This window comes from Paraburkholderia sp. BR10141 (assembly GCF_056155635.1).
Genome location: NZ_JBMIQH010000003.1, coordinates 238,565 through 262,790, shown reverse-complemented (window position 1 = coordinate 262,790; position 24,226 = coordinate 238,565). Strand labels below are relative to the sequence as shown.

The following is a 24,226-nucleotide window of genomic DNA, read 5'->3' as shown; positions in this document are numbered from 1 at the left end:
TCAGGCATGGGTTGGGGCGCTATTCGGCGTCCGCCTTCATTTCGCGCAGATGCTTGTAGACCGTCGCGCGCCCCATGCCCAGCACCTTCGCCACATAGTTGGCGGAACTCTTGCCCTTGAACGCGCCTTCGGCGTGCAGCGCCTCGACCAGTTCGCGGCGGTGTTCGCGCGTGAGCGAGTTGAGCGCGATCTGCCGCTCGCGCAGCCAGCCGTGCAGAAAGGTGTTGATGCGCTCCTGCCAGTCGTCCCTGAACAACTCCTCGGGCTGTGCGATTACGCCTGCGCCGCGCAGGAAGAGGTTGAGCGTGGCCTGCATGTCGTCGAACGCGGCGATGTTGAAGTTGATGCACATGACACCCGCCGCGTGCCCTTCATCGTCGAACAGCGCCGTGCTCACGCAACGCATGCGCCGCCCGTCCCAGTTCACCTTCTCGTAGGGCCCGAGCAGCTTGTTGCGCGTGGTTTCCTCGACGTCTTCGAGCGCGGAGTCGTCGCCGACCTCGCGCTTCGAGAGATTGTTCGAGAGATACGCCACGGTCTGGTCCGAGAGGTCGTGAATCACGACCTCCGCGAACGGAAAGAACAGCGTGGTGATGCTGTCCGCCACGTGCGCGTAGCGCGCGAGCAGCAGGTCGCGCGCGGTCTTCGGGCTGGCGGTCTTCTTCACGCGGGTTTTCTCGTCTTCTCGTTTCGGCATCGGGCTGGAACCGGGTTGCGGCAGAAAGGACATCGATGATACTGCGTTCGCTCGACGCCGCGCATCAACGGGCATCAGCGTGCGCTTTGCAGATGCTCGTACAGCGCGTTCGCGACGGCCATGTCTTCGAGGCCAAGGCCGATCGAGCGGAAGAACGCGTGGCGCGCGTACGCCGGGCGCGGGCAGGCGTCGTTGGCGAGTTCCGCGAGATCGCCCGCGATCGCATCGGGCGACCAGCCGTGCTCGCGCGCGGCCAGCACCATTTCGCCCGCGCTTTGCGGCGTGGTGTGGCGATAGTCGCAGTACACGTCGAGCGAGGGCAGCGCGGCCGGATCGATTTCATGCGCGTGTGCGACGTTCGTGCTGATCGAGGTGATGAGCGCGGGTTTCGTGAGCGTGTCCAGCGCGAGCACGGGCTTGCCGGACGAGGTGCACAGCATCACTACGTCGGCGTCGTGCACGCAGGCTTCGGGCGTTTGCGCCACGCTTGCCCGTGCGTCCAGCGCACGCAGTTCGGCCTGGCGTTGTGCGTCGCCGGCGAGCTTCGGCGAAAACACGCGAATGCTCTCCCACGCGCGCAGCGGCGCAACGTGACGAAGATGCGCCAGCGCGACCGCGCCCGAGCCGATTACGGCCAGGCGCTTCGCCTCGCGCGGCGCAAGGTGGTCGACGGCGAGCGCCGTGGTGCCCGCGGTGCGCTCGGTAGTGAGCAGCGCCGAGTCGCACCACATGAGCGGCTGGCCCGTTTTCATCGACATCAGCGCGGTCCAAGCCGTAATGATGGGCGGCTGGCCCTCGGCGCCCACGATGTACGGCGAGAGCTTCGCGCCGAACACGCCCGCTTCGGCGAGCACGCCGAGATAGGTGATGAAGTCGCCGGCCTGCTTCGGGAACAGCGTCAGGGTTTGCGGCGGCTGCACGGCATCGCCGCGGCCGAGCGAGGCGAACAGGCGGGCGAGTTCGCCTCGCACGTCGAGGCTCGGCAGGGCGGCGCGCACCTGGGCGGCGTCGACGACGAGCGGCGCGGCGAAGGCTGGGGACATCTCGTTCATGGTGGGGCTCCGGAGTCGAGGTGTAGACATTTTTGTCCATTCTAGACTTTATTTTTATTTTTCGTCTATATTCCTCCTGCGGCCGCGGCCCTCGTGAAAGGGCGCCGCACGAAGCGCAGCACACTTGAACAGACACTTATTACGAATTGGGTGACGACGATGAACAGGAAGATGATTCGCTTTGCGGCTGCGGCCAGCCTTGCGTGCCTCGCGGGCATGACGGCGGGCGCGGCGCACGCGCAGGACCCGAAAACGCTGCGCTTCGGCGTGGAGGCCGCCTATCCGCCGTTCGAGAGCAAGACGCCTTCGGGCGATCTGCAAGGCTTCGACATCGATATCGGCAACGCGGTGTGCCAGAAACTGCAGATGAAGTGCGTGTGGGTGGAGAACAGCTTCGACGGCCTGATCGCCGCGCTCGAGGCGCGCAAGTTCGACGTCATCAATTCGGCCATGAACATCACCGAGAAGCGGCGTCAGCAGATCGCCTTCACGCCCGCCATCTACGTGATGCCGATTCAGATGGTCGCAAAGAGCGGCTCGGGTCTGCAGCCTACGCCCGCGAGCCTGAAGGGCAAGTCGGTTGGCGTGCTGCAAGGCTCGACGCAGGAAGACTATGTCCGCAAGCACTGGGGCACGCAGGGCGTGAACGTCGTCACCTACGAGAACCAGGACCAGATTTTCGCGGACCTCGCGGCCGGGCGCCTGGACGGCGCGGTGCAGGAAGTGCAGACTGCCACGGACGGCTTCCTCTCGAAACCGCAGGGCAAGGGCTTCGAATTTGCGGGCGCGCCGCTCAAGGACCCGGCCACGCTCGGCGAAGGCACGGGCTTCGGCATGCGCAAGGACGACGCGGCGCTCAAGGCGAAGGTGGTGGCCGCGATCGATTCGCTGCGCCAGGACGGGACGCTCACGAAGCTGTCGATGAAGTATTTCGGCCGCGATATCGTCGCGAAGTGATGTCGATCACTTTGGAATCCAGAGCCGATTCATGAGCCAGAGCGCGATCGTTCTCGGTGCGGGCATCGTCGGCGTGAGCGTCGCGCTGCATCTGCAGGCGCGCGGCGTGCAGGTCACGCTCGTCGACCGGCGCGGGCCCGGCGAGGAAACGAGCCATGGCAACGCGGGGTTGATCGAGTCGTCGTCGGTGGTGCCGTATGGCTTTCCACGCGACTGGCGCACGCTGCTGCGCCTCGTGCGCAACGACTCGACCGTGTTGCGCTACGACGTGCGTTCGTTGCCCGCCTACGCGCGCTGGCTCGCGTCGTTCTGGCGCGAGTCGTCGCCAGCGCGGCTCGCGCATGCTGCGCGGGACATGCTGCCGCTCATCGAGCGCAGCGTGGCCGAGCACGACGCGCTGATCGCGCGCGCGGGCTTGCGCGATATCGTGCGGCCCATCGGCTGGCTCGAAGCGTGGCGCTCGCCCGCCGGCTTCGAGCGCGAAATGCGCGCGGCGCAGGGCGTGGCCGACGCACACGGCCTGCATGTGCAGATGTTCGACGCGCCGGGCCTCATCGCACTGGAGCCTTCTCTGAGCGCGGGCTATGCGGGCGCGATTCACTGGATCGATCCCGCGAGCGTGGCGGATCCTGGCGCGCTGACGAAGGGTTATGCGCAACTGTTCCTGCGTGAAGGCGGTGCATTTGCACAGGGCGACGCGCGCACGCTGATGCCCGACGGCAAGGGCTGGCGAGTGCAGACCGACGAAGGACCGGTGAGCGCCGAGCTTGCGGTCGTGGCGCTCGGCCCCTGGTCGGATCTCGTGACGCAGCCGCTCGGCTACCGCGTGCCGCTCATGGTCAAGCGCGGCTATCACATGCACTACGCGAGCGAGGCGCGTACGCCGCTCGTGCGTCCGGTGGTGGATATCGAAGGCGGTTATGTGGTCGCGCCGATGCGCCGCGGCCTGCGTCTGACCACGGGCGTAGAGCTTGCCACGCGCGAGCGTCCGCCCAACTACGCACAGCTCGACGCCGCCGAGCGCGAGGCGCGCCCCGTGTTCGGCCTCGGCGCGCGGCTGGACGAAACGCCGTGGATGGGCCTGCGCCCCTGCACGCCCGACATGCGCCCGCTGCTTGGGCCTGCCCCGCGCCATGCGGGACTGTGGTTCGCATTCGGTCACAATCATCATGGGCTTACGCTCGGGCCCGTCACGGCGCGCCTCGTCGCCGAGCAGATCGTCGGCGAAACGCCGTTCATCGATCCCACGCCGTATTTGCCCGCGCGATTCGGCTAAAGCACGCGTTGGACCGATAGCCATCCGGACCGCGGCGACCAGATAGTCGCCGCGCTCGATCGCCTCCAGTTACACGAGTGGAATGTCAATGTCGGTCTGTCACTTGTCCTGCGGCATTTCCGGAAACACATTCAGATTTTGAAAGACAGCGGGTGGGCGCGCAGTTCTTGTCCGCTTGCAGGATCTCGACTCTCAAGTTTCACTCACTGTTGCCGATAATCCGTCGGGGGTGACTCCCGCAAAGTAAGCATCGAACTTGATCTGCGAAGCCTGAGCCATGGCCGAATGGCGCCGGCAGTTGGAAGATGAATTGAAAGGATTGGAGAGCGGCGGGCACGCTCCTGAACGTATGGGTACAAGCCCCAGGCAATCGAGACCCGGCCGCTGAAAGTCAACGCGTAGGGAAGGGGGGAATTCGTGATAAACGGTGGGGGCGCTAACGTACGGGGGCCGTCCGGCCGGATATCTGGTGTCCAGGTATCCGCGTGCCACACGCGCGAGACCTTTACCCATCCATCTTTTCGCGATTCACGGATTCTCTATGCTTATCAAGAACGTCGCAGTCAGTCTCCCTTCGAGGGTCGTCACGAACGAAGAAGTCGTCGATATGATCCGGTCCCACTCTACCGCTTTCGATGGCGACATCGACAGGACCGTGCGAACCATCAAGACGCTGCTTGACCGCAGCGGCCTGGTCCATCGTCGCTGGTGCGACAGCCATGAGTCGCCCATCGATCACGTTGCGATGGCGACGCGCAAGGTGTTATCGGAAACCTATCTGAGGCCGGAGCACATCGAGCTGTTCATCTTCGTCGGCATCGGTCGCGGGTTTCTCGAGCCGGGCAACAGCCACATGATGGCGAGCACGCTCGGCTTTGGAAACGCCGAATGCTTCGATGTGGTCGATGCCTGCATGAGCTGGACGCGGGCCATGTCGATCGTCGACAGTCTCTTCAAGACTGGCCAGTATAAGAACGCGATGATCGTGAATGCCGAATTCAATATGCTCGCTGGGGGGCCGCTCTATCCTTCGAATTTTGCGCTCAAGCATCACGCCCAGGTCGAATATACCTTGCCGTCGTTTACGATAGGCGAAGCGGCGACGGCCACGCTGGTGGTGGCGAAGGAGCCGGATAACTTCAGCTTTGCGTTTCGCGGCAAGCCGGATGTTTCGGACCTGTGCACGATTCCGATTCCTGGTTACGAGGGGTATTGCCACCCCACCGACCGTATCGGCAAGAACGGCGAAATGCGGTTTACCTCGTTCGGCCACGAACTGCACAAAAATTCAGATGAGCTTACCGAAGTCTTCTCCAGACTCTCTGTTCCCAAAAAAGACATCGACATCGTGTTTACGCATGCCTCCTCCAAGGCCGCGTGGCACGGTTACGGCGTGAAGGCAGGCATCGACGATAAGATGTATCACATCTATCCGGATACCGGGAATCTCGTTTCCGCGTCGATTCCGGCTGCGATTTCAATGGCCAAGGAGACGGGGAAGCTGAAGCGCGGAGACAGGGCGTTGTGCTGGGTCGGCAGCGCCGGCATGTCGTTCAACGTGAGCAGCTTCCTGTTCTGAGGCTCGGTATCAGTCTAACGAGAACGATATGAAAGGCATGGCAGGAGGCGTTCGCTATCTGATGCAGCGGGTCCGCGACGCGTATGGATTGTCGGACCTTAGCGTGCTGGCGGTGGGCGTCATCGGGACCATCGGGCATCCGCTGTACTGGTTGTGGTGGACGTACATCGACCCCCAGCCCAATGAAAGCACGCTGATGCGCGTTATCGGCGCGCTCGCCTGTCTGCTGTTGCTGCTGCGCCGCTTCTGGCCCGCAGCAGCAGTGCCTTTCCTGCCGTGGTATTACTTCCTGACGGTAGCTTATACGCTACCGTTCTTTTTCACCTACTACCTGATCACCGGCCACTATTCGATGATCTGGTCGATGGCGGAAGTCGGGATGATGTTTTTCCTGATCGCGATTTTTCCGTCGTTCGTCGCGCTGGCGCTGAACCTCGCGCTCGGGGTTGGCCTCGCCATCCTCTGCGCGTGGATCGTCACTCCGGAGTCCCTGCACGTCGACGGCCACTTGCTGCTCTACACCTACCTGCCGGTTTTCGCGTTCGGCATCTGCGCGGGCCTTACGTTCAGCTACAGCAACATGCGGGGGATTACGGCGCAGGCCAAGAACGGCGCACTTCGGGCGCTTGCGGGCACGATCGCCCATGAAATGAGGAATCCGCTCAGCCAGCTCAGGTACGTGCTCGATCGCGTCGAGGAGGCGCTGCCCGCGATGGCCGAGTCGAAGCCCTCGCCGGCGTTGCCCGTCGACGCAGTGGCTTCGCTTTCGCAGCACGTCGCGCACGGACAGCTGGCGATCGACCGCGGGCTCAGAATCATTGCGATGACGCTCGATGAAGTCAGCGCCAAGCCCATGCAGTCGGACAATCTCAACTATGCGAGCGCGGCGGAGGCGACACGCAAGGCGATCGACGAGTACGGTTTTGGCGGCAGAAAAGAGCGCAGCCGCGTCAAACTGATGGTCCTCGAAGACTTCACCTTCAAGGTGGACGAGACCGTCTATCTGTTTACCTTGTTCAATCTGATCAAGAATGCGCTGCATCACATGGCGGCGCATCCCACGGCAACGCTCACGCTGACTGTAGACCGGAACAAGGTGATCGTTCACGACACGGGACCGGGCATTGCAGCCGAGATGATGTCCCATCTGTTCGAGCCTTTCCGCACCCAGGGAAATTCTGCCGGCACGGGTTTGGGGCTTGCTTACTGCCAGCGTGCGATGCGCTCGTTCGGCGGCACGATCGAGTGCCGTTCGGAACCCGGCAAATTCACCCAGTTTACGCTCGAGTTTCCGGCTATACCGGAGAGCGAAATCGCGGCTTACCGGCAGACGCTTCTCGCGCGCGCCACGGAGTTCTTCAGCGGGAAGACGATACTGTTTGTCGATGATGACGCGGTGATACGCGAGAAAGTCTGCCATGCGTTTTCAGGGGTGGGCGCCCGGGTGGTCGAAGCGCAGAGCGGTGAAGGCGCGCTGACGCTCCTTCGAGAGCGTTCCGCTTACGATCTCGTGCTGATGGACATCAATATGCCGGGTCTCGACGGCTACACGACCACGGAGAAGATCCGTTCCGATGCCGACCTGGCTGGCGGCGGCCTTCTTGTGGTCGGTTATACGGCCGAAGCTCACAACCTGGCTCGCGTGCTCGCGAAGGGCGCCGGCATGGACGCAACGATCAGCAAGTCCATACGCATGGTGGAGCTGGTGAGTACGCTGCAAAAGCTCATGGAAAGCGGCGATCGCCATTTGCGCCACCCGCGCTTCGATGGATTCGCGGGCAAGACGATTCTCGTCGCGGACGACGACACCTACAGCCGGATGGTCGCGAAGAGCTATCTGGAGCGATGTGGCGCCAGCGTCGTGGAGGCGGAAAACGGACAGGGCGTGATCGCGCGTCTGCAGGGCGGTGACAATGTCGATGCCATCGTGATGGACATGAACATGCCCGGCATGAATGGCGTGGAGGCGGCGGGGTGGATTCGCGCCCGCGTGGACGAGTATGGCGAGATGCCTATCGTGGCCCTGACCGGCCAGTCCGATATGGCGGCAGTCAGGACCTGTCTCGCAGCGGGCATGAATGAGGTCATGACGAAACCGGTGCAGGTCGGCGTGCTCTATGCGTGTCTCGCGCGACAGTTTGCACACTCGCGCGTGGCGAGCGCCCCGGAGAAACGCGAGCGGCCGGCGGTGCCGGTCATGCAGGTTGCCAATCGAGCTGCAACTCGGGCCGCAACTCGGGCAGCGATCGCGGAAAACGACCTGCTCGATGAGGCGCATCTCGACGAACTGGCTTCGCTCGACATGCTGGATCAGACCTTCCTCAAGGGCATTGCGCAAATCCGCTCGCTTCTCGCGCAGCTTGCAACTAGCGTGGAGGCCGGTGACATCCGGGCGGTGCACGCGACGCTGCACGTTCTGTTAGGTATCAGCGGGAATATCGGCGCGAAAGCGCTGCACCTGTATGCGAAGCAGATCTATCCGCGGGTCCTCGATGGCCAATGGCCGGACGAGACCGACTGGTTCGAACAGACCACCGCGCTGGGAAACCGCTCGGCCGACGCGCTGCATCGATATTTTGTGGCTGCGATCAGCCCGGCCGATCAGCCGGGTGTATCGAGCGAGGACTGAGGTTCTAGCGGCCGTTGCGTGTCAGTGGCTTTCGCGCGTTCCTTGCGGGTGCCGAAATGCATGGTGACGGTCGTGGTTTGCGCAATCAGTGCGATCGTCGCCAAAGGCGTGTTCAACTCGTGCGCGAGGAACGCGAGCGTTTCATCCATCGCCAGTAATTCATGCTGACGCATTTCACGCTCGGTCCACTGCGCAATCGCCTCGCGCAGCGTCTCGCGTACCGTGTCGATCCGCAGCGGCTTTTCGATGATGCGAAATACGCCTCCCGTATTCACGGTCCGCAACAGCATGTCCTTGTCGGCGTAAGCGGTCACCAGCATCCGCACGATCCGGGGATAGCGTTGGGCGGCTTCGCGCAGCAGTTGATCGCCGTTGCTGACCGGCATGCGGAAGTCGGTCACCAGGACTGCGATGTCCGCGCCGTGCTCCTCGAGTATCTCGATGGCTTCGTCCGCGTCGCGTCGCTCAGACGATGACGTTTTCGCCGAGCGTGGCAAGCGATGGCCGCGGTAGCGGGCTGCCGTCGGCGAGCACACGCGTGATGCTTTCGGCATCGAGCGGCCTGCTGAAGCGGAATCCCTGCGCCTCCACGCAACCGAGCGCGAGCAGAAACTCCTGTTGCGCGAGCGTCTCCACACCTTCTGAGATGACGGATAAACCGAGCGCTTGCGCAAGCGTAACCATCGCCTTCACGATCGCACCCGTGTCCGTTTCCCCGATGCCTTGCACGAACGCACGGTCGATCTTGATGCGATCGACCGGTAGCGCGCGCAACTGACTCAGGCTCGAGTAGCCCATGCCGAAATCGTCGATGGCAATACGGATACCCGCGCGGCGAAATTCGTGAAGGCGGCGCGCGGCGATCTCCGGTTGCTTCATCAATGCAGTCTCGGTGACCTCGAGCTCGAGCATCGTCGGATCGACGCCTGTCTCCTGCAGAATGGTTTGAAAAGTCTCGACCATGTCCGTGCGTTGCAACTGAAGCGGCGACAGATTGACCGACAGGCGCACGGGCGCAATCCCCATGTGCCTCCAAAGCGCCGACTGCCGGCAGGCCTCATGCAGCACCCACTCGCCGAGTATCGCGACAAATCCCGATGCTTCCGCCATCGAGACGAATTCGGCCGGGGCGACGTCGCCGTATATCTCATCGTGCCAACGTACCAGTGCTTCGACGCCGAGCACGCGGCCGTTGCGCATGTCGACCTGTGGCTGGTAGTACACGCGCAGCGTCCCTGTTTCGATCGCCTTTCTGAGACGCGCCGAAAGGATGAGCTTTGCGTCGGCGTTCTCGCCCATTTCAGGCCGATAGCGATCCCAGCAATTGCGGCCATGACTCTTGGCCGCGTACATCGCCATGTCCGCGCACGAGATCAGCGTTTCCACATTGTCTCCGTCCGCGGGAAACACGCTGATGCCGACGCTGGCGCTCACCACGAGCTCGTTCCCGCCGACGAGCATTGGTTTCGCAATTGCCGCGAGTACGGCATCGGGAAGATCGAAGCGCGCGTCGTCCCGCCCGCGCGGCGCAACGATCATGAACTCGTCGCCGCCGTAACGACCAAGCATGTCGCCCGGTTGGGCGCAGGCCCGCAGACGCCCGGCGACTTCGACGAGCAGCTGATCGCCGACGCTGTGCCCGAGCGCATCATTGACGGTCTTGAACGTGTCCAGGTCGAGGAAAACAACGTATACGGATTCGCCGTGGCGGGCGGGGTCAGTCAGGACTGCCTGCAATCGTGCGCTGAGCGCCGAACGATTCGCGAGCCGGGTCAGGCTGTCGCACTCGCTGAGTTCGCGCAAACGGCGCGAACGATCGAGAAGCCTGGTCGACACGTCATGGGTCGTTTTGGCGAACAGGAGTGGATAGATGAAGATGATGGGCAGCCACACCGGCGCGATCCGTACGTCCAGCGGCGTGGTGGCGATACCGAAGATTGCGGCCCCGGCGATCAGGCCCGCCGCACTCGCACCCACACCGGCCACGAAGAGCGGCCAACCACCCACGGCCATGGTGTCGAGCGCAAACATCAGCAGGATGACGACGGTTGCAACCGGTTCGAAATGAACCGCCGCGGCCAGCCAGCCGCCGAACGCCGAATCGAACAGCAGGTTCCATGTCTCTTTGCGGAGTGCGTCGTCAGTGTTGTTGCGTACCCGCGAATAAGCGACATGCGGCCAGACGAGACAGATGACAAGGACGCCGACGAAGAGCAGCGCCGGCGCACGTTGCACGTGCAGCAACGCCAGGACGGGTATGGAGCCGATCGCGTAGCCGAGGACCCTGAGAACATAAATGCGGCGCAAAATGCCGGCGGTCCAGAACTTGTCGCCCCTGGCGGACGTAAGCACGTCGTCTCCCCGATTCAAATCATATGATTTCGTGAGCATAGACCAGATCGGACTCCGGGATGCGGAGAACTGATTCCGACCCCTGGGCGAACCGCAGCTGCGCAGACGTCTTCGGGTCCCGGCCTGGCCTTCGCGTTATGTGCGTATCCGCACCACGGAGTTTTCCCAATATATGGAAAATCCGCTTGCGTTCCATCGCGGAACTCCTAGACTGACAACTTGCGATTCGAGCCGCGATCCCACTCACTAGCCGCACTGCACGGAGTGTCCATGCGACTGACCATCCTGATCAATGGTTCTGACCCGGCAGTCAATCACGAATTCGCCCTTGTGTGGATCGATCTCGACCAGAAACGCTGGTCGCGCGAGTCACATGAAGGTGTCGACCTGCCTTCGTGGGGCGACGTCCGCGCCGGCGGCGACGAGACGGTCTTATGCGCTCCGCAAACCGATGCACCCCTTTGCATCATGCGCGGTCTCAGCCTGAACGAGCGGCAGGAAGTCCACACTGGGCATGGCGATGCACGCTGGTCGGAAAACAGCGCGTGCAACGAAACGGCTTGGCAGTGGCGCTTGCAGGCTGTTGACCGTAAATCGGTGCGCGCCGCGAATTCGCTTTTTGCCTGCTAGTCGTTGGCAAGACGGCTCTGTGAGCCATCGCCGATGCCGTGTGCCATTACTCCTTCAATGTCGCGAGTAGCCGGTCGATTTCGTCGAACTGGCTTTTCGACAATTGATGGCTTTGCATGATTTCCTGCAAGCGCTTTCGCCAATAAGCCGGCGGCAAACGCGACTCGTTCAGGTCCTCTGCAGACAATCGCTGAATCACGGATTTGATGTGGAGGATATCGCTGTGAGCGGCTTGCGACGACCAGGTACCCGACTTTCTCGGTTGGCCGCCACCGTCCAAACCCCTTTCTGACACTGTTCCCATCTTTATTTGCCGTCGGAATATGGCGCCGCGCATACATGCCCCGAGCGCGTCACCGGCCCTACGGCCTCCTGTTGTCATTTACCTGGGTGAGGCACGCCACGAATCAGGCGTCCTGTATGCCGAATAGATATTTTGTTCGGCCAGGCCGAACGTCGTTCGGCGCGTTATTTATGGTAGTTTCCACCTTGATGACTGTCAATATTGGCAGCGCTAAGCTGGCTGAAACGCTCGACCGCCCGCTAGCGGATAAAAGACGAAATACAAATGACACAAACGGACCAAACCATTGGCGAGCACAACGCGCTTCGCAGCGTCAGCCGGGCGCTCGATGTCCTGGAGACACTGGGGGCCAGCGATAACGAGGGGCTTACCGTTGCCGAAATTGCGATGGCAATCGGCGTGTCGAAGAGCACGGCGTTCGAGTTATTGCAGACCTTGCTCGCCCGTCATTACGTCACCGATGTACGCCTTGGCGGCTCACGGCGCTATCGGCTCGGCTTTGCGCTCGTGCACCTCGGCGACCGGGCGGCGGCAGACGTCGGCATCTCCCAGCTTGCGATGCCGGTTCTGCGCGAGCTGACCGACACGACCGGTCTCACGTCGCGGCTCGCGGTGCTCGACGACAACGGCTATGCCGTCGCAATCAACCGGGTGGAGGCGCCCGGCATCGTGCGGATCGCGTCCGCGCTCGGACAACGCGAACTCCCGCATTGCTCGGCGCTCGGCAAATCCCTGCTTGCGTTATTGCCGCCGGCGCGCGTCGTCAAGCTGCTCGCGCATACCGGCATGCCCCGCCGCACCGAGTACACCCGCCTGACACCCGCTGAGCTGATGAAGGATCTGATTCTCGTCGCCGAGCGCGGCTACGCATTCGATGACGAAGAAGACAATCTGGGCGTGGTTTGCGTCGGCGCGGCAATCACGAACCGGGACGGCGAAGGCGTGGCTGCGATCAGCGTGACGACGCTCAAGAACGGGCTGGATGACGACGACCTGCACGCGCTGGGGCGCACGCTGCGCGCTCATGCCGAGCGCATCAGCCGGATGCTCGGCGCGCAGATTGTCCCGCAACGCGGCGCGGCGAGCTAGCGCGCATCTATCTCCCTGGCGGATCACCGGTGCCCCCGCGACGGGGCGAGGACCTCATGCTGACCACCTTTTTCGATCTGTTCGATCTGCACGACGCGAACAGCTATCTGCCCGATCTGCTCAAAGGGGCGCTCACGAGCATCGAGCTGACCTTCAGCATCCTGGCGCTCAGCCTGCCGTTCGGCCTGCTGCTCGCCATCGCCAGAATCAGCCGCGCGCGGCTGCCGAGAGCCATTGCGTCGGTCTATATCGAGGTCATTCGCGGCACGCCCGCGCTGCTGCAACTGTTCTACATCTACTTCGTGCTGCCTTCGTTCGGGATTCGCTTCGCTCCGTTCACGGCGGGTGTCATCGGGCTGTCGATCAACTACTCAGCGTATCTCGCCGAGGTGTATCGCGCGGGCATCGAAGCCGTGCCGAAGAGCCAGACGCAAGCCGCGAAGGCGCTCGGCATGTCCGGCCGCCAGACGATGCGCCTGATCGTGCTTCCCCAGGCCATCCGTATCGTCGTGCCGCCGCTCGGCAACTATGCGATTTCGCTCTTCAAGGACACCTCGCTCGTGTCGATCGTGACGGTCAAGGAGCTGATGTTCACCGGCCAGATCATCTCGTCGACGAACTTCCAGTACGTCACGATATTCACGCTGGTCGGCGCGCTTTACCTGGCGTTTTCCTGGCCGAGTGCCCTGGCCGTGCATTGGCTCGAGCGCAAGATGGGCACCACGCGGCCGGCGAACGCCGCAGTGCGTGCGCGATGACCGGCGCCCTCGAGCGAGAGGCAGCAACGCGATTGACGCGATCGATTCGCCACATGTGGATAACTAACTCATTCGGGGTGCTTCATGCGCAAGGCTACGCAGGTTTTTGCATCGATATTGATAGGCGTTGCAACGTCGCTGTCCAACGCCCATGCGACTGATAGCGGCGCAATCAGCGATGTGCGCTTCGAAGGCGGAGACGGCTCGTATGCGCGCGCAATCAGGAACGGCATCACGCTCGTGATCGCCGCCGACCCGCCGTCGACCTTCCGCGACGAGAAAACACACACGTTCGACGGCGCGGATGTGCGCATCTTCCGCGAAATCACGAAGCGGCTCAAGATCACGAAGGTCACGTGGGACATCGTGCCGTTCGACGCGATGATTCCGGCACTGCTCGCCGGCCGCGCCGACGTCATCGTCGACAACCTGCACGAGAACGAGCAGCGGCTGCGCGTCGTCGCATTCACGAGCCCGGCATACTGGTACGGATCGGGCATCGCGGTGCAGCGTGGCAATCCGTCGAAGATTCATGGGTGGGACGACTTTGCCGGGCATACCGTCGGCACGGTGCGCGGAAGCTTCAATCACCAGTTGCTCGAAGGACGCAAGGACCTCAAGGAGCTCAAGCTCTACACGAGCAGCGAGGCGGAGTTCTCCGATCTGATCGCTGGGCGCATCGACGTTGCGATGGAAGACGACATCAAGATCGGGCAATTCCTGAAGCAGCATCCAGCTGCCGCAATGCAAATGGTGGCTGATTACAGGCCGCTGCCGCAGGAGTATGGATACGCGCGCTACGCGTTGCGCAAGGGCGACATCGATCTGAATAACGCGGTGTCGCGAACGCTCGACGAACTTCGCGCCGACGGAACGCTGGGATCGATCATCAGGCAGTTCGGCTATACCGACCGCAATCTCTGGTATTTCCCGGTGAAGAACTGATTTCGTCGCGTACCACGCTGCCTGTCGGTTTCAGGCAGCAAATGCGCGGTCGCAGATCTCGACGCGGTTACGGCCGAGATGCTTGGCGTGATAGAGCGCCGTGTCGGCATCGCGCGCCAGCTGCTGGATCGTTGCTTCGGCAGCGGCGAGACAGGCCACGCCGATGCTGCATGTGTATCGAATGACGGGCGCGGTGAAGCCGGGCTCAGCGATTCGCGTGCGGACCACTTCGGCCAGTTCGTGAGCCTGTTGCAGGGAGAGTGCGGGCAGCAACACGGCGAACTCTTCGCCTCCCCAGCGCGCGAGACAGGCTGACGCCGGTATTGCCGCACTGGCGCGTTCCGCGAAGTCGATCAGGACGTTGTCTCCCATATCGTGCCCATGCTCGTCGTTGACCCGCTTGAAGTGGTCGAGGTCGATCAGGAGCATGGAGAGCACGGCCCCGTTGCGCTTCGCCAGTTCACGTTCCTCTTCGAATGCGAGCGCGAGCGCGCGGCGGTTCAGCAAACCTGTCAGCGGATCGCGGTAAGACTGCCGCTCGAGCTGGATACGTAAGCGCTCCATGGCAATCAGCAGAAGACCCACTGTCACGAGCAGGGAAAACGCGGCGCCCGCGGTGAGATAGAACGTCTGCATCCATTCAGGATGGAAGAGATCGGGTAGGCCCTTCGTAGCAAGACCGATGGAGATGCAGCGTGCGGCTGCGACTGCGCATTCGGCAAGAAGCAGTGCGCCAACGGCAAGCGCCGTGCGGCTGGGGCGGCCAAGGCGCAGCATCACCACGCCGTGCGTGCCGTAGAGCACCGCGAGCACCCCGGTGATCACGATCATGCGGCCCGCAATCGATGGATGGACCAACCACAGCCAGGTCATGCCGGCCGTGGCAACGGAAACGAGCAACGAGACGAAGCGCCAGCTGGGCTGGCACCCATAGAGGAGCTGGGTGCCAACGAGTCCCAGCCCCGCGCCAAAAACGATTCCGCAGTTCGCAACCAGAATCGAAAGCCAGTCCGGCACGCTGCCACGAAACGCGAGGAGGAGTACCGATACGCTGACCACCAGCGCACCCGATGCCCAATGACGGACGCCGCGTATGTTCTGAGGAAAGCTTCGGGCCAGCGAGAACAGCGCGATTGCCATGAGTCCCGGCATGACCGAAGACATCAGGATGACCGTGCGCAGATCGAAGAGCGGCATGCGGGTTCGGCGAGAGTAGGCACTGCGCCTATATAACATATCGATGTCGTCGAGCGCGATGCCAGAGTGAGGCGTGATCGATAACACACGCAAGCGTTGCATAAATTCGCGGACAATGCCCGTCATGCGCGTGCCGGAAATTCCTCGGCTCCCATTTTTACGCCCTTCAGAATTTCCGTATCCTGCCGTTACCGCATGGATGGCATGCCGTGTTGCGCGTTGTTGAAGTTGCCGGTTCCGGGAACGCGTGCGTAGATGGCGTTGTACGAGCACACATTCTCTTTGACAGCATGAGAAACCCTGGAATGGACGCAGAAAGCGAGTACGGCGAGCCGCTCAGCAACCTGCCTATGCCGGTCATCCGTTACGACGCGCAGGGCCAACGGCGCTACATGAATGGCGCAGCCGTGGCGATGATGGGGGCTGCATCCGAAGGCGCCTGCGCGACGAATGCCGAAGCCCGGATGTTTTCGTCCGAGGCATTGCAGCAGTACCTCGATACCATTCGCGAAGTCGCGATCACCGGCGTTGCGCGCGAGCTGGAACTCCCATTCGCCGGCCTGCCGCAGACGCATGGCGAGCATTACCTCGTGCAGTTCGTAAGCCATCCGACACCGGACTCGGCTCCTGCGGTACTCGCGATCTATTTCAACATCACGGCGCGCAAACGTGCGGAGGCAAAGCTCCGTGAACGCGAGTCGTTTCTCGAATCGTTGCTCGATACGATGCCCATTCCTGTCTTTTCGAAAGACAGGGAAGGGCGGTACCTTCATCTCAATCGTGCGTTCGAAGAATTTCTTGGCGTCCCCAAGGAGCGATTCATCGGCAAGACCGTCTTTGAGACGAGTCCGCACGAGCTGGCGCAAACCTATTTCGCCATGGACGAGGAGCTGTTCGCGAGAGGCGGCATCCAGCGCTACGAATTCAAGGTCCAGAACGCCACGAAAGCGGTGCGCGACGTGGAATTCAGCAAGGCGGTCTTCCACGACGATGAGGGCCACCAGGCCGGCTTGATCGGTGCGATTCTGGACATCACCGAACGCAAGCGGGCGGAGTCCGAGCAGCGGGCTCAATACGAGAAGATCCTTCAACTCAACGGCCGCCTCGAAGACAAGGCGCGTGAACTGTCCGACGCGCGCGCCCAGTTGATGACCGTGCTCCATACCATTCCGGATCTGGTGTGGCTGAAGGACACCGCCGGCAACTTTCTGCTTTGCAATTACAGCTTCGAGCAGTTTGTCGGCAGGCCGAAAGCTGAAATTCTCGGCAAAACCGATTACGACATTTTCGATGCCGAGCTGGCGGACTACTTCCGGGAACGCGACAAGGCAGCAATCGATGCGCTGCATGTTTGCGTGAACGACGATTGGGTGGTCGCACCGTCGACCCGCGAACGGACCTTGCTCGAAACTCGGCGTCTGCCGGTGTTCGGTGCAGGGGGGACGGTGGCGGGTGTCCTCGGCGTGGCACGCGACATGAGTGAGCGGCGCCGTTTCGAAGAAAAGCTGGCCCGCCGGGAACGCGAGTTTCGAACCCTCGTTGAAAACTCGCCCGATACGGTCGCCCGTTACGGACGGGATTGCCGGCGCCTCTACGTCAATCCAACGTTCGCAGCGCTCGCCACTGGAGGAGCGCAAGCGCTGCTGGGCAGGACACCGGCTGAATACCCAGGCGGGCCAGGGTCCGTCCTCTATGAGCAGCAGCTCAGGGAGGTATTCGCCACGGCAAGCGACAGGGAATTCGAATTGGTCTGGGGGCCTGACGAAAACAAGGAACTGTGCCAGCTGATCCGCTTGACAGCGGAACTGGGTGCGGACGGCAAGGTGGAAACCGTCCTTGCCGTAGGGCGGGATATCTCGGAACTGCACGCTTCCAGAGGAAAGATCCATCGGATGGCGTATTTCGATGCGCTAACGGCGCTGCCGAATCGCGTCCTGTTCAACGAGCAATTGCGTCAGGCAATCTCGAACAGCACGCACGGCCACTATACGGCCGTCATGATGATCGACATGGACCGCTTCAAGGGTGTCAACGACACGATGGGTCATGCGGTCGGTGACGAGTTGCTGCGTGAGGCCGCGCGTCGACTGGCTGCCTGCGTGCGTGTGGGGGACACGGTGGCCCGCTTTGGTGGTGACGAGTTCGCCGTTCTGCTGCCGGAGACTGCCGATCGCTGCATCCTCGAGGAAATTTCCGCGAGGATCATCCGGCGGCTCGACGAACCTTTCCTGCTCGACGGCAGAGAAGTCTTCATATCGTGCAGCGTCGGGATCGCGCTGCATCCGCTCGACAGCACCGACGCGAAAGATTTGTTGAGATACGCAGACTCCGCGATGTACCTTGCGAAGCGCTCAGGGCGCCGCGGCTTTCGCTTTTACACAAAGGACCTGACCGTCGAGGCCACGGCACGTCTTTCGCTCGAATCCGAGCTGCGGCGCGCAGTCGATCTGGGCGAGTTCGAGTTGTATTACCAGCCCCAGGTGACGCTTCGCGGTGCGCAAGTCATCGGCTCGGAAGCGCTGTTGAGATGGAATCGCCCCGGAGAAGGCTTCATTCGCCCGGATCAGTTCGTGCCGCTTGCGGAGGAAACCGGTCTTATCGTCGATCTTGGGCGGTGGGTGCTTCGCGAGGCTTGTTGCTCGGCCGTCGAATGGAATACCGGGCGTGGCCCGCGCCACAGGGTGTCGATCAATCTTTCCGCGCGACAGTTTCAGTCGCGCGACCTCGCACTGACGGTCAAGGATGTCCTCGATGAAACCGGCTGTCGACCGGAATGGCTGGAGTTCGAGATTACGGAAAGTCTGCTGCTGGAAGAGGACGACTCGGTTCTGAGCGCGCTTCGCGAATTTGAAAGCATGGGTCTATCGATCGCGATCGATGATTTTGGCACCGGCTATTCCGCACTCAGCTATTTGACCCGATTCCCGATTGATACGCTCAAGATCGATCGTACGTTCGTGCAGCGAGTCACGACGGATCGGCGCCATGCCGAACTCGTGAAAGCGATCCTTTCCATCGCACGTTGCCTCGGGCAGCGGGTCGTTGCCGAAGGCGTCGAAACCATAGAGCAGGCCGCCTTTCTCGATGCCCATGGATGCGAGATTGCGCAGGGCTTTCTCTACAGCGTGCCGCTGCCAAAGCCTGCCATTGCATCGCTTCCGCGCCATCTCGATCCAGGCGCTGCGTACACGGTGAATCCGTAAGGGCGTGCGAGGCCGACGAAATAAATTCCTTCCAGCTGTAACCGGGATGCGCGACCGAGCGAACTAAGAGGCAGTCCTGTCGTTCTGGAGACAGATCATGTCCGTTCGGCTCGTTGCTATTGCGTTCTTTTTTCTCGTCGCGCCCGTCGTGGCCTCAGCCAGGCCGGTCGTGGTCGAGCTGTTCACCTCGGAAGGGTGCTCCTCGTGTCCGCCCGCGGATGCCTACCTGTCTGAGCTATCTCGCGAGCGCCGGGAGGTGCTTCCCCTCGCATTTCATGTGACGTACTGGGACGGCCTGGGCTGGCGCGACCCCTACTCGCTGGAAGCCGCCACGCAGCGCCAGGCCGAGTACAGCGCGCGTTTTGGTGAGAGCGCCTACACGCCCGAAATGGTGATCGACGGCCAGAAGGGACTGGTGGGTTCGAATCGACGTGCAGCCGAGGCGGCGATCGCGATCGCGCAGAAAGCGGATGAAGCAGGGGTGGATGTGAGTGGTGTGCGCCACGGCGGGACGTTATCAGTCATGGTGGGACGCGGCACCGGCCACGGTCGGGTCTTGCTGGTTGGCTATGACACCGGGCATGTCACCGACGTCGGGCGAGGCGAAAACACGGGGCGTACGCTCAGGGAGTCCAACGTCGTTCGCTCGATACAGGCCGTCGGCGAATGGACCGGCGCGCCGTTGAAACTCGAGCCTCCTTCGCCGGCCGGTGAACAGGCGGCAATCCTGATCCAGTCGACGGATGGTGCGATCATCGGCGCGGCGCGAGTGACCAACGGTGCGCCTTGAGCCGCCGGGGATGGTGCTAACAGGTCTTTCCATCGCCATTACTAAGGTGTGCTTTGTATATCGTCGAACGACGCTATGAGGGCAGAAGGAGTGCGCAGTGCAGTGGCAGTTCCCCTAACGAAGTCGTGTCTACCAGGCAAGGAGTTCGTCATGTCATTTGTCACGTTCGCTTCATCGTTTCCTTTGCGGACCATCGCGTTCGCCGCAGCGCTGGGATTCGCTTCAAGCAGCTTTGCGCAAGCCGCTTCCGAGGCCGATCCGCCCGGGGCCGTCTACGTCATGTCGAACCAGCCTTCCGGAAACTCGGTTCTCGTCTATGCTCGAGCCACAAACGGAACACTGACCTACGCGGCCACCTACCAAACCGGCGGAAAAGGAGCGGGCACGGGCGCCGATCCGTTGGGCTCGCAGGGCGCGCTGACGTTGGACTCGGGCTTTCTGCTTGCGGTGAATGCCGGCAGCAATGATGTTTCGCTTTTCGCAATCGATGGCAGCAAACTGACGCTGCTCGACAGAAAGCCGTCGGGCGGTCAGATGCCCGTCAGCGTGACGGTCAAGGGGCCGATCGCGTATGTGCTCAACGCCGGCGGCACGCCGAACATTAGCGGCTATTTTGTCGACGCACTCGGCAAGCGCCTCGTTGCGTTACCCGGCTCGCAACGGCCGCTTGCCGGTGGAACCGCCGCCCAGCCGGCGCAAGTCAGGTTCGCACCGGAAGGCAACGAATTGCTGGTGACCGAAAAGGGCACGCAACTCATTGACACGTATTCTGTCGGCTTTACCGGCTACGCCTCGACATCGACCCCTCATGCCTCGAACGGCGTTACGCCGTTCGGCTTTTCCATCACGACACGCGGATATGCAATCGTCTCCGAGGCCGGGTCCGGTTCCGTTTCCTCATACGAAGTCGAAGACGGCAAACATCTCGAGTCGATCAGCGCGGCGATCCCGCTGGGCCAGGCCGCTCCTTGCTGGCTTGTCACGACCGGCGACGGACGTTTCGCCTTTACTGCCAATGCCGGTAGCGGCACGATCAGCAGTCTGCGCATTGCCGCGGACGGGAAGATCAACCTGCTCAATGCCGCTGCTGGTACGCTCAGCGCTCCGCTCGACATGGCGCTCAGCAGTCGGAGCAAATTCCTCTATGTGCGGGAAGGCAACGGCGCCGTAAGCGGCTTTCGCGTGATGCCCGACGGCACGCTCGAACCGATTGGTTCGGTGACCGGCGTACCGCCCGGAGCCCAGGGGATCGCGGCGCGCTAGCAGCGCGCAAGTCACGTCTGATCAAAGAGACGTTATAGAGGAGGTTTTCGAAATCCTCGCAATCGCTTGATTCTCTATGCAACTGGTTGCATTATCGACCTCGCCGTCATACAGCCAGTTGCATAAACATGACCAATCACTATCCCCATCTTCTGCGCCCACTCGACCTGGGCTTCACGACCTTGAAGAACCGCGTGCTGATGGGCTCCATGCACGTCGGTCTGGAGGAAGCGCCGAACGGCTTCGAACGTATGGCCGCGTTCTATGCGGAGCGCGCGCGTGGCGAAGTTGGCTTGATCGTGACCGGCGGCATCGCGCCGAACGAACGCGCGCGCCCCATGCATGGCGGCGCGATGTTGACGACAGAGGGGGAAGCCGAGCGGCACCGTACGATTACGCGCGCCGTCCACGCGGAAGGCGGCAAGATTGCGATGCAGATCCTGCATTTCGGCCGCTACTCGTACCAGCCGATGCTGGTCGCACCCAGCGCGCTGCAAGCCCCCATCAATCCGTTCACCCCTCACGCGCTGAGTGACGACGAGGTTGAAGAAACCATCGACGATTTCGTCCGCTGCGCAGCCCTCGCGCAACATGCCGGCTACGACGGCGTGGAGATCATGGGCTCCGAGGGCTACCTCATCAACGAATTCATCGCGATGCGTACCAATCATCGCACTGACCGCTGGGGCGGCAGTTACGAGAATCGCATACGTTTCGCGGTGGAGATCGTGCGCCGCGTGCGCGAGCGCGTCGGCCGCAATTTCATCATCATCTACCGGCTTTCGATGCTCGATCTGGTCGAGGGCGGCTCGACGCTGGAGGAAGTCATCCAGCTCGCACAGGCTGTCGAGCAGGCGGGCGCCACCATCATCAATACGGGCATCGGCTGGCACGAGGCGCGCATTCCTACCATCGCCACCAAGGTGCCGCGCGGCGCCTGGGCCTGGGTCACCCAGCAACTGATGGGGAAGGTCGCGGTGCCGCTCGTCGCCACCAATCGCATCAACACGCCCGAGCTCGCCGAACAGCTGCTCGCCGACGGCGCGTGCGACATGGTGTCGATGGCGCGCCCATTCCTCGCCGATGCCGAATTCGTGCGCAAGGCTCGCGAGGGCCGTGCCGACGAGATCAATACCTGCATCGGCTGCAATCAGGCTTGTCTCGACCATACTTTTGCTGGCAAGGTCACGTCCTGCCTCGTCAATCCGCGCGCCTGTCACGAGACGGAAATCGTCATCCGGCCCGCCGCGCAGCCAAAGCGCGTGGCGATCGTGGGTGCGGGTCCGGCCGGTCTCGCCTGCGCGGTGACCGCGGCCAGCCGCGGGCATGCCGTTACGCTCTTCGAGGCCAGCACCGAGATCGGCGGCCAGTTCAATATCGCCAAAAAAGTGCCGGGCAAGGAAGAGTTCAATGAAACGCTGCGCTACTTCCGCCGCCAGATCGAATTGACGGGCGTCGAGCTTCGCCTCGGCACGCGTGCGAGCGCCGAAGCGCTGATGCAGGAGGGCTTCGATGAGGTGGTCGTGGCAACCGGCGTTCTGCCGCGCGAGCTGCGCATCGAAGGCGCCAGCCATGCCAAGGTGCTGGGGTATCTGGACGTGCTGCGCGACGGCAAGCCGGTGGGATCTGACGTCGCCATTGTGGGGGCTGGCGGAATCGGCTTCGACGTGGCCGAGTACCTCGTGCATGAAGGCGAGTCCGCGAGTCTCGATCCGCATAAATTCTTCGCCGAATGGGGCGTCGATACGAACTATGCCGAACGCGGTGGATTGCGTCGGGCGGTCGTGAGTCCGGCGGCTCGCAGCGTGCATCTGCTGCAACGCAGGCGCTCGAAGGTTGGCGAGAACCTTGGCAAGACGACGGGATGGATTCACCGGACGGCCTTGAAGGCGCGCGGCGTCGGCATGTCCTCCTCGGTGGAATATCAGCGCATCGACGACGATGGGCTGCACGTGAGCATCGACGGTGTGCCGCAAACCCTCGCTGTCGAGAACGTCGTGGTTTGCGCAGGACAGGAGCCGCTGCGCGAGCTGGCGGACCAGTTGCTGGCCGCCGGCCGCAAGGTGCACGTGATCGGCGGTGCTGCCGAGGCTGCCGAACTCGACGCCAAGCGGGCCATCCATGAGGGCACCACGCTTGCCGCTTCGTTGTGAGCGCGCAGCGTTTTCCCCGGACCTGAAAACGGACCCGATATGACTGACGCCATACTCAATCTGTCTCCCGCTGTCGCGCGGTCCCTCGCGATCTGGCATGAGCTCGTGGACAGCAAGGATCTCAGCCGGCTGGAGTCCATCGTGCATCCGGAGGCCGTTTTTCGCTCGCCGATGGCGTTCAAGCCCTACGGTCCCGCGCCCGCCTTGCTGATGGCGCTGCGTACGGTGATCACCATTTTCGGGGACTTTACCTACCATCGGCAGTTCAGCAATGCCGACGGGCTGAACGTCGTGCTCGAGTTCAGCGCGACCGTGCAGGACAAGCAGCTCAAAGGCATCGACATGATCCGCTTCGATGAGGCGGGCCTCATCGTCGAGTTCGAAGTGATGATCCGGCCTTTCAATGCATTGCAGGTACTGGGTGCCGAGATGGGCGCGCGTCTGGCTCATGTTCTCCCCGCGTATAAAGCCGCGAGCCTTCCATGAACGATCAATACTTTCGCCTCAGTAACGAAGCCGGCATCGCGCATCTTCAATTGAACCGTCCCGACCGGCTCAATGTAATGGACCTCGCATTTTATACGGGCCTGCGCGAAATGGTGCAGGCACTCGATGCGAGTGGCGAGGTCCGCGTGCTCGTCATCAGTTCGACGGGCAAGCACTTTTCGGCCGGCATGGATTTCGAGGTGTTCGCCAACATAGCGAACGACTTCGACACCCGCAGTCCACGCAAACGCCTCGGTTTTCAGCGCGCTCTCGCAGATCTGATGGACTGCTTCGACGTACTCGACAAGGCACGTTTCCCCGTTATCTGCGCCGTGCAGGGCGGATGCATCGGAGGCGGGCTCGACCTTGCCGTTGCTTGCGACATTCGCGTGTGCACGGCGGACGCCTTCTTCTGCCTGCAGGAAACGCAGATCGGCATGGTGGCCGATCTGGGCGTGCTGCAACGCCTGCCCAAGCTCATTGCGGCGGGCGTGGCGCGCCAGATGGCGTACACGAGCGAGCGTTTGAGTGCCGAACGGGCGCTCGCCGTGGGGCTCGTCAATGCCGTGCTGCCCGACGCCGATGCGCTCCAGCACCATGCGATGGAGCTGGCCCGCAGCATCGCATCGAAATCGCCGCTGGCTGTGGCGGGGAGCAAGACGGCGATGAACTTCGCCCGCGACCACGCAACCGCGGAGTCGCTGCAGCACATGGCCCTGCTTCAGAGCGCCATATTCGATACCGCGGACCTCTCCGAAGCCATCGCAGGATGGCAGGCCAGGCGTGACCCGCGCTTCGATGGCTTGCCGCCGTTGCCTGACTGATCTCCCGCTCTCGCACTACGTCTGCCTATACTGGACTTCGTA

Annotated in this window: 18 protein-coding genes and 1 pseudogene; 14 read left to right on the top strand and 5 right to left on the bottom strand. The window is 62.4% G+C overall.

The window, feature by feature from the left end; all coding sequences use genetic code 11:
* Nucleotides 1–19: 19 nt before the first annotated feature.
* Together ACOJB8_RS05875 and ACOJB8_RS05870 are read right to left on the bottom strand one after the other, a co-directional pair.
* Nucleotides 20–667: a helix-turn-helix transcriptional regulator gene (locus ACOJB8_RS05875; protein ID WP_254316354.1), complete on the bottom strand. Its 648-nt coding sequence runs from the start codon at nucleotides 665–667 to the stop codon at nucleotides 20–22.
* Nucleotides 668–771: 104 nt separating this feature from the next.
* Nucleotides 772–1,740, bottom strand: a complete 969-nt coding sequence (locus ACOJB8_RS05870; RefSeq protein ID WP_406953307.1) for an ornithine cyclodeaminase family protein — start codon at nucleotides 1,738–1,740, stop codon at nucleotides 772–774.
* A gap of 168 nt (nucleotides 1,741–1,908) precedes the next feature.
* On the opposite strand from ACOJB8_RS05870, the gene ACOJB8_RS05865 reads away from it, so the two are divergent.
* The 4 genes from ACOJB8_RS05865 to ACOJB8_RS05850 all read left to right on the top strand — a co-directional run bounded on the left by ACOJB8_RS05865 (nucleotide 1,909) and on the right by ACOJB8_RS05850 (nucleotide 8,190).
* A complete protein-coding gene (locus ACOJB8_RS05865; protein ID WP_069262113.1) occupies nucleotides 1,909–2,706 on the top strand; it encodes an ABC transporter substrate-binding protein in 798 nt (265 codons plus the stop codon).
* Between the two features lie 31 nt (nucleotides 2,707–2,737).
* On the top strand, nucleotides 2,738–3,982 hold the full coding sequence (locus ACOJB8_RS05860; RefSeq protein ID WP_475011489.1) for an NAD(P)/FAD-dependent oxidoreductase: 1,245 nt from the start codon (nucleotides 2,738–2,740) through the stop codon (nucleotides 3,980–3,982).
* 541 nt (nucleotides 3,983–4,523) lie between these two features.
* Nucleotides 4,524–5,561: a 3-oxoacyl-[acyl-carrier-protein] synthase III C-terminal domain-containing protein gene (locus ACOJB8_RS05855; RefSeq protein ID WP_069262111.1), complete on the top strand. Its 1,038-nt coding sequence runs from the start codon at nucleotides 4,524–4,526 to the stop codon at nucleotides 5,559–5,561.
* Nucleotides 5,562–5,589: 28 nt separating this feature from the next.
* On the top strand, nucleotides 5,590–8,190 hold the full coding sequence (locus tag ACOJB8_RS05850) for an ATP-binding response regulator (RefSeq protein WP_475011487.1): 2,601 nt from the start codon (nucleotides 5,590–5,592) through the stop codon (nucleotides 8,188–8,190).
* A 74-nt stretch (nucleotides 8,191–8,264) separates the two neighbouring features.
* Here the strand turns inward: ACOJB8_RS05850 and ACOJB8_RS05845 are convergent.
* Together ACOJB8_RS05845 and ACOJB8_RS05840 are read right to left on the bottom strand one after the other, a co-directional pair.
* A pseudogene (locus ACOJB8_RS05845) lies at nucleotides 8,265–8,645 on the bottom strand (response regulator); the annotation flags it as partial.
* Nucleotides 8,646–8,655: 10 nt separating this feature from the next.
* The gene (locus ACOJB8_RS05840; RefSeq protein ID WP_475011485.1) at nucleotides 8,656–10,542 is read right to left on the bottom strand and encodes a putative bifunctional diguanylate cyclase/phosphodiesterase; all 1,887 of its coding nucleotides are present in this window, start codon (nucleotides 10,540–10,542) and stop codon (nucleotides 8,656–8,658) included.
* A gap of 270 nt (nucleotides 10,543–10,812) precedes the next feature.
* Here ACOJB8_RS05840 and ACOJB8_RS05835 point away from each other — a divergent pair, with 270 nt between their 5' ends.
* The 4 genes from ACOJB8_RS05835 to ACOJB8_RS05820 all read left to right on the top strand — a co-directional run bounded on the left by ACOJB8_RS05835 (nucleotide 10,813) and on the right by ACOJB8_RS05820 (nucleotide 14,268).
* The gene (locus ACOJB8_RS05835; RefSeq protein ID WP_475011484.1) at nucleotides 10,813–11,172 is read left to right on the top strand and encodes a DUF3564 family protein; all 360 of its coding nucleotides are present in this window, start codon (nucleotides 10,813–10,815) and stop codon (nucleotides 11,170–11,172) included.
* A 568-nt stretch (nucleotides 11,173–11,740) separates the two neighbouring features.
* Nucleotides 11,741–12,565, top strand: coding sequence for an IclR family transcriptional regulator (locus ACOJB8_RS05830; RefSeq protein ID WP_475011482.1), 825 nt, complete (start codon nucleotides 11,741–11,743; stop codon nucleotides 12,563–12,565).
* 56 nt (nucleotides 12,566–12,621) lie between these two features.
* Nucleotides 12,622–13,323 carry an ectoine/hydroxyectoine ABC transporter permease subunit EhuD gene (gene ehuD / locus ACOJB8_RS05825; RefSeq protein WP_342948138.1) on the top strand — a complete coding sequence of 234 codons (702 nt, stop codon included), beginning with the start codon at nucleotides 12,622–12,624 and terminating at the stop codon, nucleotides 13,321–13,323.
* A gap of 84 nt (nucleotides 13,324–13,407) precedes the next feature.
* Nucleotides 13,408–14,268: a substrate-binding periplasmic protein gene (locus ACOJB8_RS05820; RefSeq protein ID WP_368617529.1), complete on the top strand. Its 861-nt coding sequence runs from the start codon at nucleotides 13,408–13,410 to the stop codon at nucleotides 14,266–14,268.
* 30 nt (nucleotides 14,269–14,298) lie between these two features.
* Here ACOJB8_RS05820 and ACOJB8_RS05815 read toward each other — a convergent pair whose 3' ends face one another.
* Nucleotides 14,299–15,465 carry a GGDEF domain-containing protein gene (locus ACOJB8_RS05815; RefSeq protein ID WP_475011478.1) on the bottom strand — a complete coding sequence of 389 codons (1,167 nt, stop codon included), beginning with the start codon at nucleotides 15,463–15,465 and terminating at the stop codon, nucleotides 14,299–14,301.
* A 305-nt stretch (nucleotides 15,466–15,770) separates the two neighbouring features.
* Between ACOJB8_RS05815 and ACOJB8_RS05810 the strand changes: the two genes are divergently transcribed.
* The 6 genes from ACOJB8_RS05810 (at nucleotide 15,771) to ACOJB8_RS05785 (ending at nucleotide 24,184) form a co-directional block, all read left to right on the top strand.
* Nucleotides 15,771–18,668 (top strand): sensor domain-containing protein, encoded by a 2,898-nt coding sequence (locus ACOJB8_RS05810; RefSeq protein ID WP_475011475.1) that lies wholly within the window; start codon nucleotides 15,771–15,773, stop codon nucleotides 18,666–18,668.
* Nucleotides 18,669–18,765: 97 nt separating this feature from the next.
* Nucleotides 18,766–19,458: a DUF1223 domain-containing protein gene (locus ACOJB8_RS05805; protein ID WP_368617532.1), complete on the top strand. Its 693-nt coding sequence runs from the start codon at nucleotides 18,766–18,768 to the stop codon at nucleotides 19,456–19,458.
* 90 nt (nucleotides 19,459–19,548) lie between these two features.
* The gene (locus tag ACOJB8_RS05800) at nucleotides 19,549–20,721 is read left to right on the top strand and encodes a lactonase family protein (protein ID WP_368603142.1); all 1,173 of its coding nucleotides are present in this window, start codon (nucleotides 19,549–19,551) and stop codon (nucleotides 20,719–20,721) included.
* Nucleotides 20,722–20,849: 128 nt separating this feature from the next.
* Complete coding sequence (locus tag ACOJB8_RS05795) at nucleotides 20,850–22,874, top strand: oxidoreductase (protein WP_475011472.1); 2,025 nt, start codon at nucleotides 20,850–20,852, stop codon at nucleotides 22,872–22,874.
* Nucleotides 22,875–22,913: 39 nt separating this feature from the next.
* Nucleotides 22,914–23,360, top strand: a complete 447-nt coding sequence (locus ACOJB8_RS05790) for a nuclear transport factor 2 family protein (RefSeq protein WP_475011471.1) — start codon at nucleotides 22,914–22,916, stop codon at nucleotides 23,358–23,360.
* Complete coding sequence (locus ACOJB8_RS05785) at nucleotides 23,357–24,184, top strand: enoyl-CoA hydratase-related protein (RefSeq protein ID WP_475011468.1); 828 nt, start codon at nucleotides 23,357–23,359, stop codon at nucleotides 24,182–24,184. The genes ACOJB8_RS05790 and ACOJB8_RS05785 overlap by 4 nt, the downstream gene beginning before the upstream one ends.
* Nucleotides 24,185–24,226: the final 42 nt, after the last annotated feature.

What these genes read in the sequence shown, in the direction of transcription:
- ACOJB8_RS05870 (WP_406953307.1), bottom strand. Translation starts at nt 1,740, where the DNA reads ATGTCCCCAGCCTTCGCCGCGCCGCTCGTCGTCGACGCCGCCCAGGTG.
- ACOJB8_RS05865 (WP_069262113.1), top strand. Translation starts at nt 1,909, where the DNA reads ATGAACAGGAAGATGATTCGCTTTGCGGCTGCGGCCAGCCTTGCGTGC.
- ACOJB8_RS05860 (WP_475011489.1), top strand. Translation starts at nt 2,738, where the DNA reads ATGAGCCAGAGCGCGATCGTTCTCGGTGCGGGCATCGTCGGCGTGAGC.
- ACOJB8_RS05855 (WP_069262111.1), top strand. Translation starts at nt 4,524, where the DNA reads ATGCTTATCAAGAACGTCGCAGTCAGTCTCCCTTCGAGGGTCGTCACG.
- ACOJB8_RS05850 (WP_475011487.1), top strand. Translation starts at nt 5,590, where the DNA reads ATGAAAGGCATGGCAGGAGGCGTTCGCTATCTGATGCAGCGGGTCCGC.
- ACOJB8_RS05835 (WP_475011484.1), top strand. Translation starts at nt 10,813, where the DNA reads ATGCGACTGACCATCCTGATCAATGGTTCTGACCCGGCAGTCAATCAC.
- ACOJB8_RS05830 (WP_475011482.1), top strand. Translation starts at nt 11,741, where the DNA reads ATGACACAAACGGACCAAACCATTGGCGAGCACAACGCGCTTCGCAGC.
- ehuD (WP_342948138.1), top strand. Translation starts at nt 12,622, where the DNA reads ATGCTGACCACCTTTTTCGATCTGTTCGATCTGCACGACGCGAACAGC.
- ACOJB8_RS05820 (WP_368617529.1), top strand. Translation starts at nt 13,408, where the DNA reads ATGCGCAAGGCTACGCAGGTTTTTGCATCGATATTGATAGGCGTTGCA.
- ACOJB8_RS05815 (WP_475011478.1), bottom strand. Translation starts at nt 15,465, where the DNA reads ATGCCGCTCTTCGATCTGCGCACGGTCATCCTGATGTCTTCGGTCATG.
- ACOJB8_RS05810 (WP_475011475.1), top strand. Translation starts at nt 15,771, where the DNA reads ATGGACGCAGAAAGCGAGTACGGCGAGCCGCTCAGCAACCTGCCTATG.
- ACOJB8_RS05805 (WP_368617532.1), top strand. Translation starts at nt 18,766, where the DNA reads ATGTCCGTTCGGCTCGTTGCTATTGCGTTCTTTTTTCTCGTCGCGCCC.
- ACOJB8_RS05795 (WP_475011472.1), top strand. Translation starts at nt 20,850, where the DNA reads ATGACCAATCACTATCCCCATCTTCTGCGCCCACTCGACCTGGGCTTC.
- ACOJB8_RS05790 (WP_475011471.1), top strand. Translation starts at nt 22,914, where the DNA reads ATGACTGACGCCATACTCAATCTGTCTCCCGCTGTCGCGCGGTCCCTC.
- ACOJB8_RS05785 (WP_475011468.1), top strand. Translation starts at nt 23,357, where the DNA reads ATGAACGATCAATACTTTCGCCTCAGTAACGAAGCCGGCATCGCGCAT.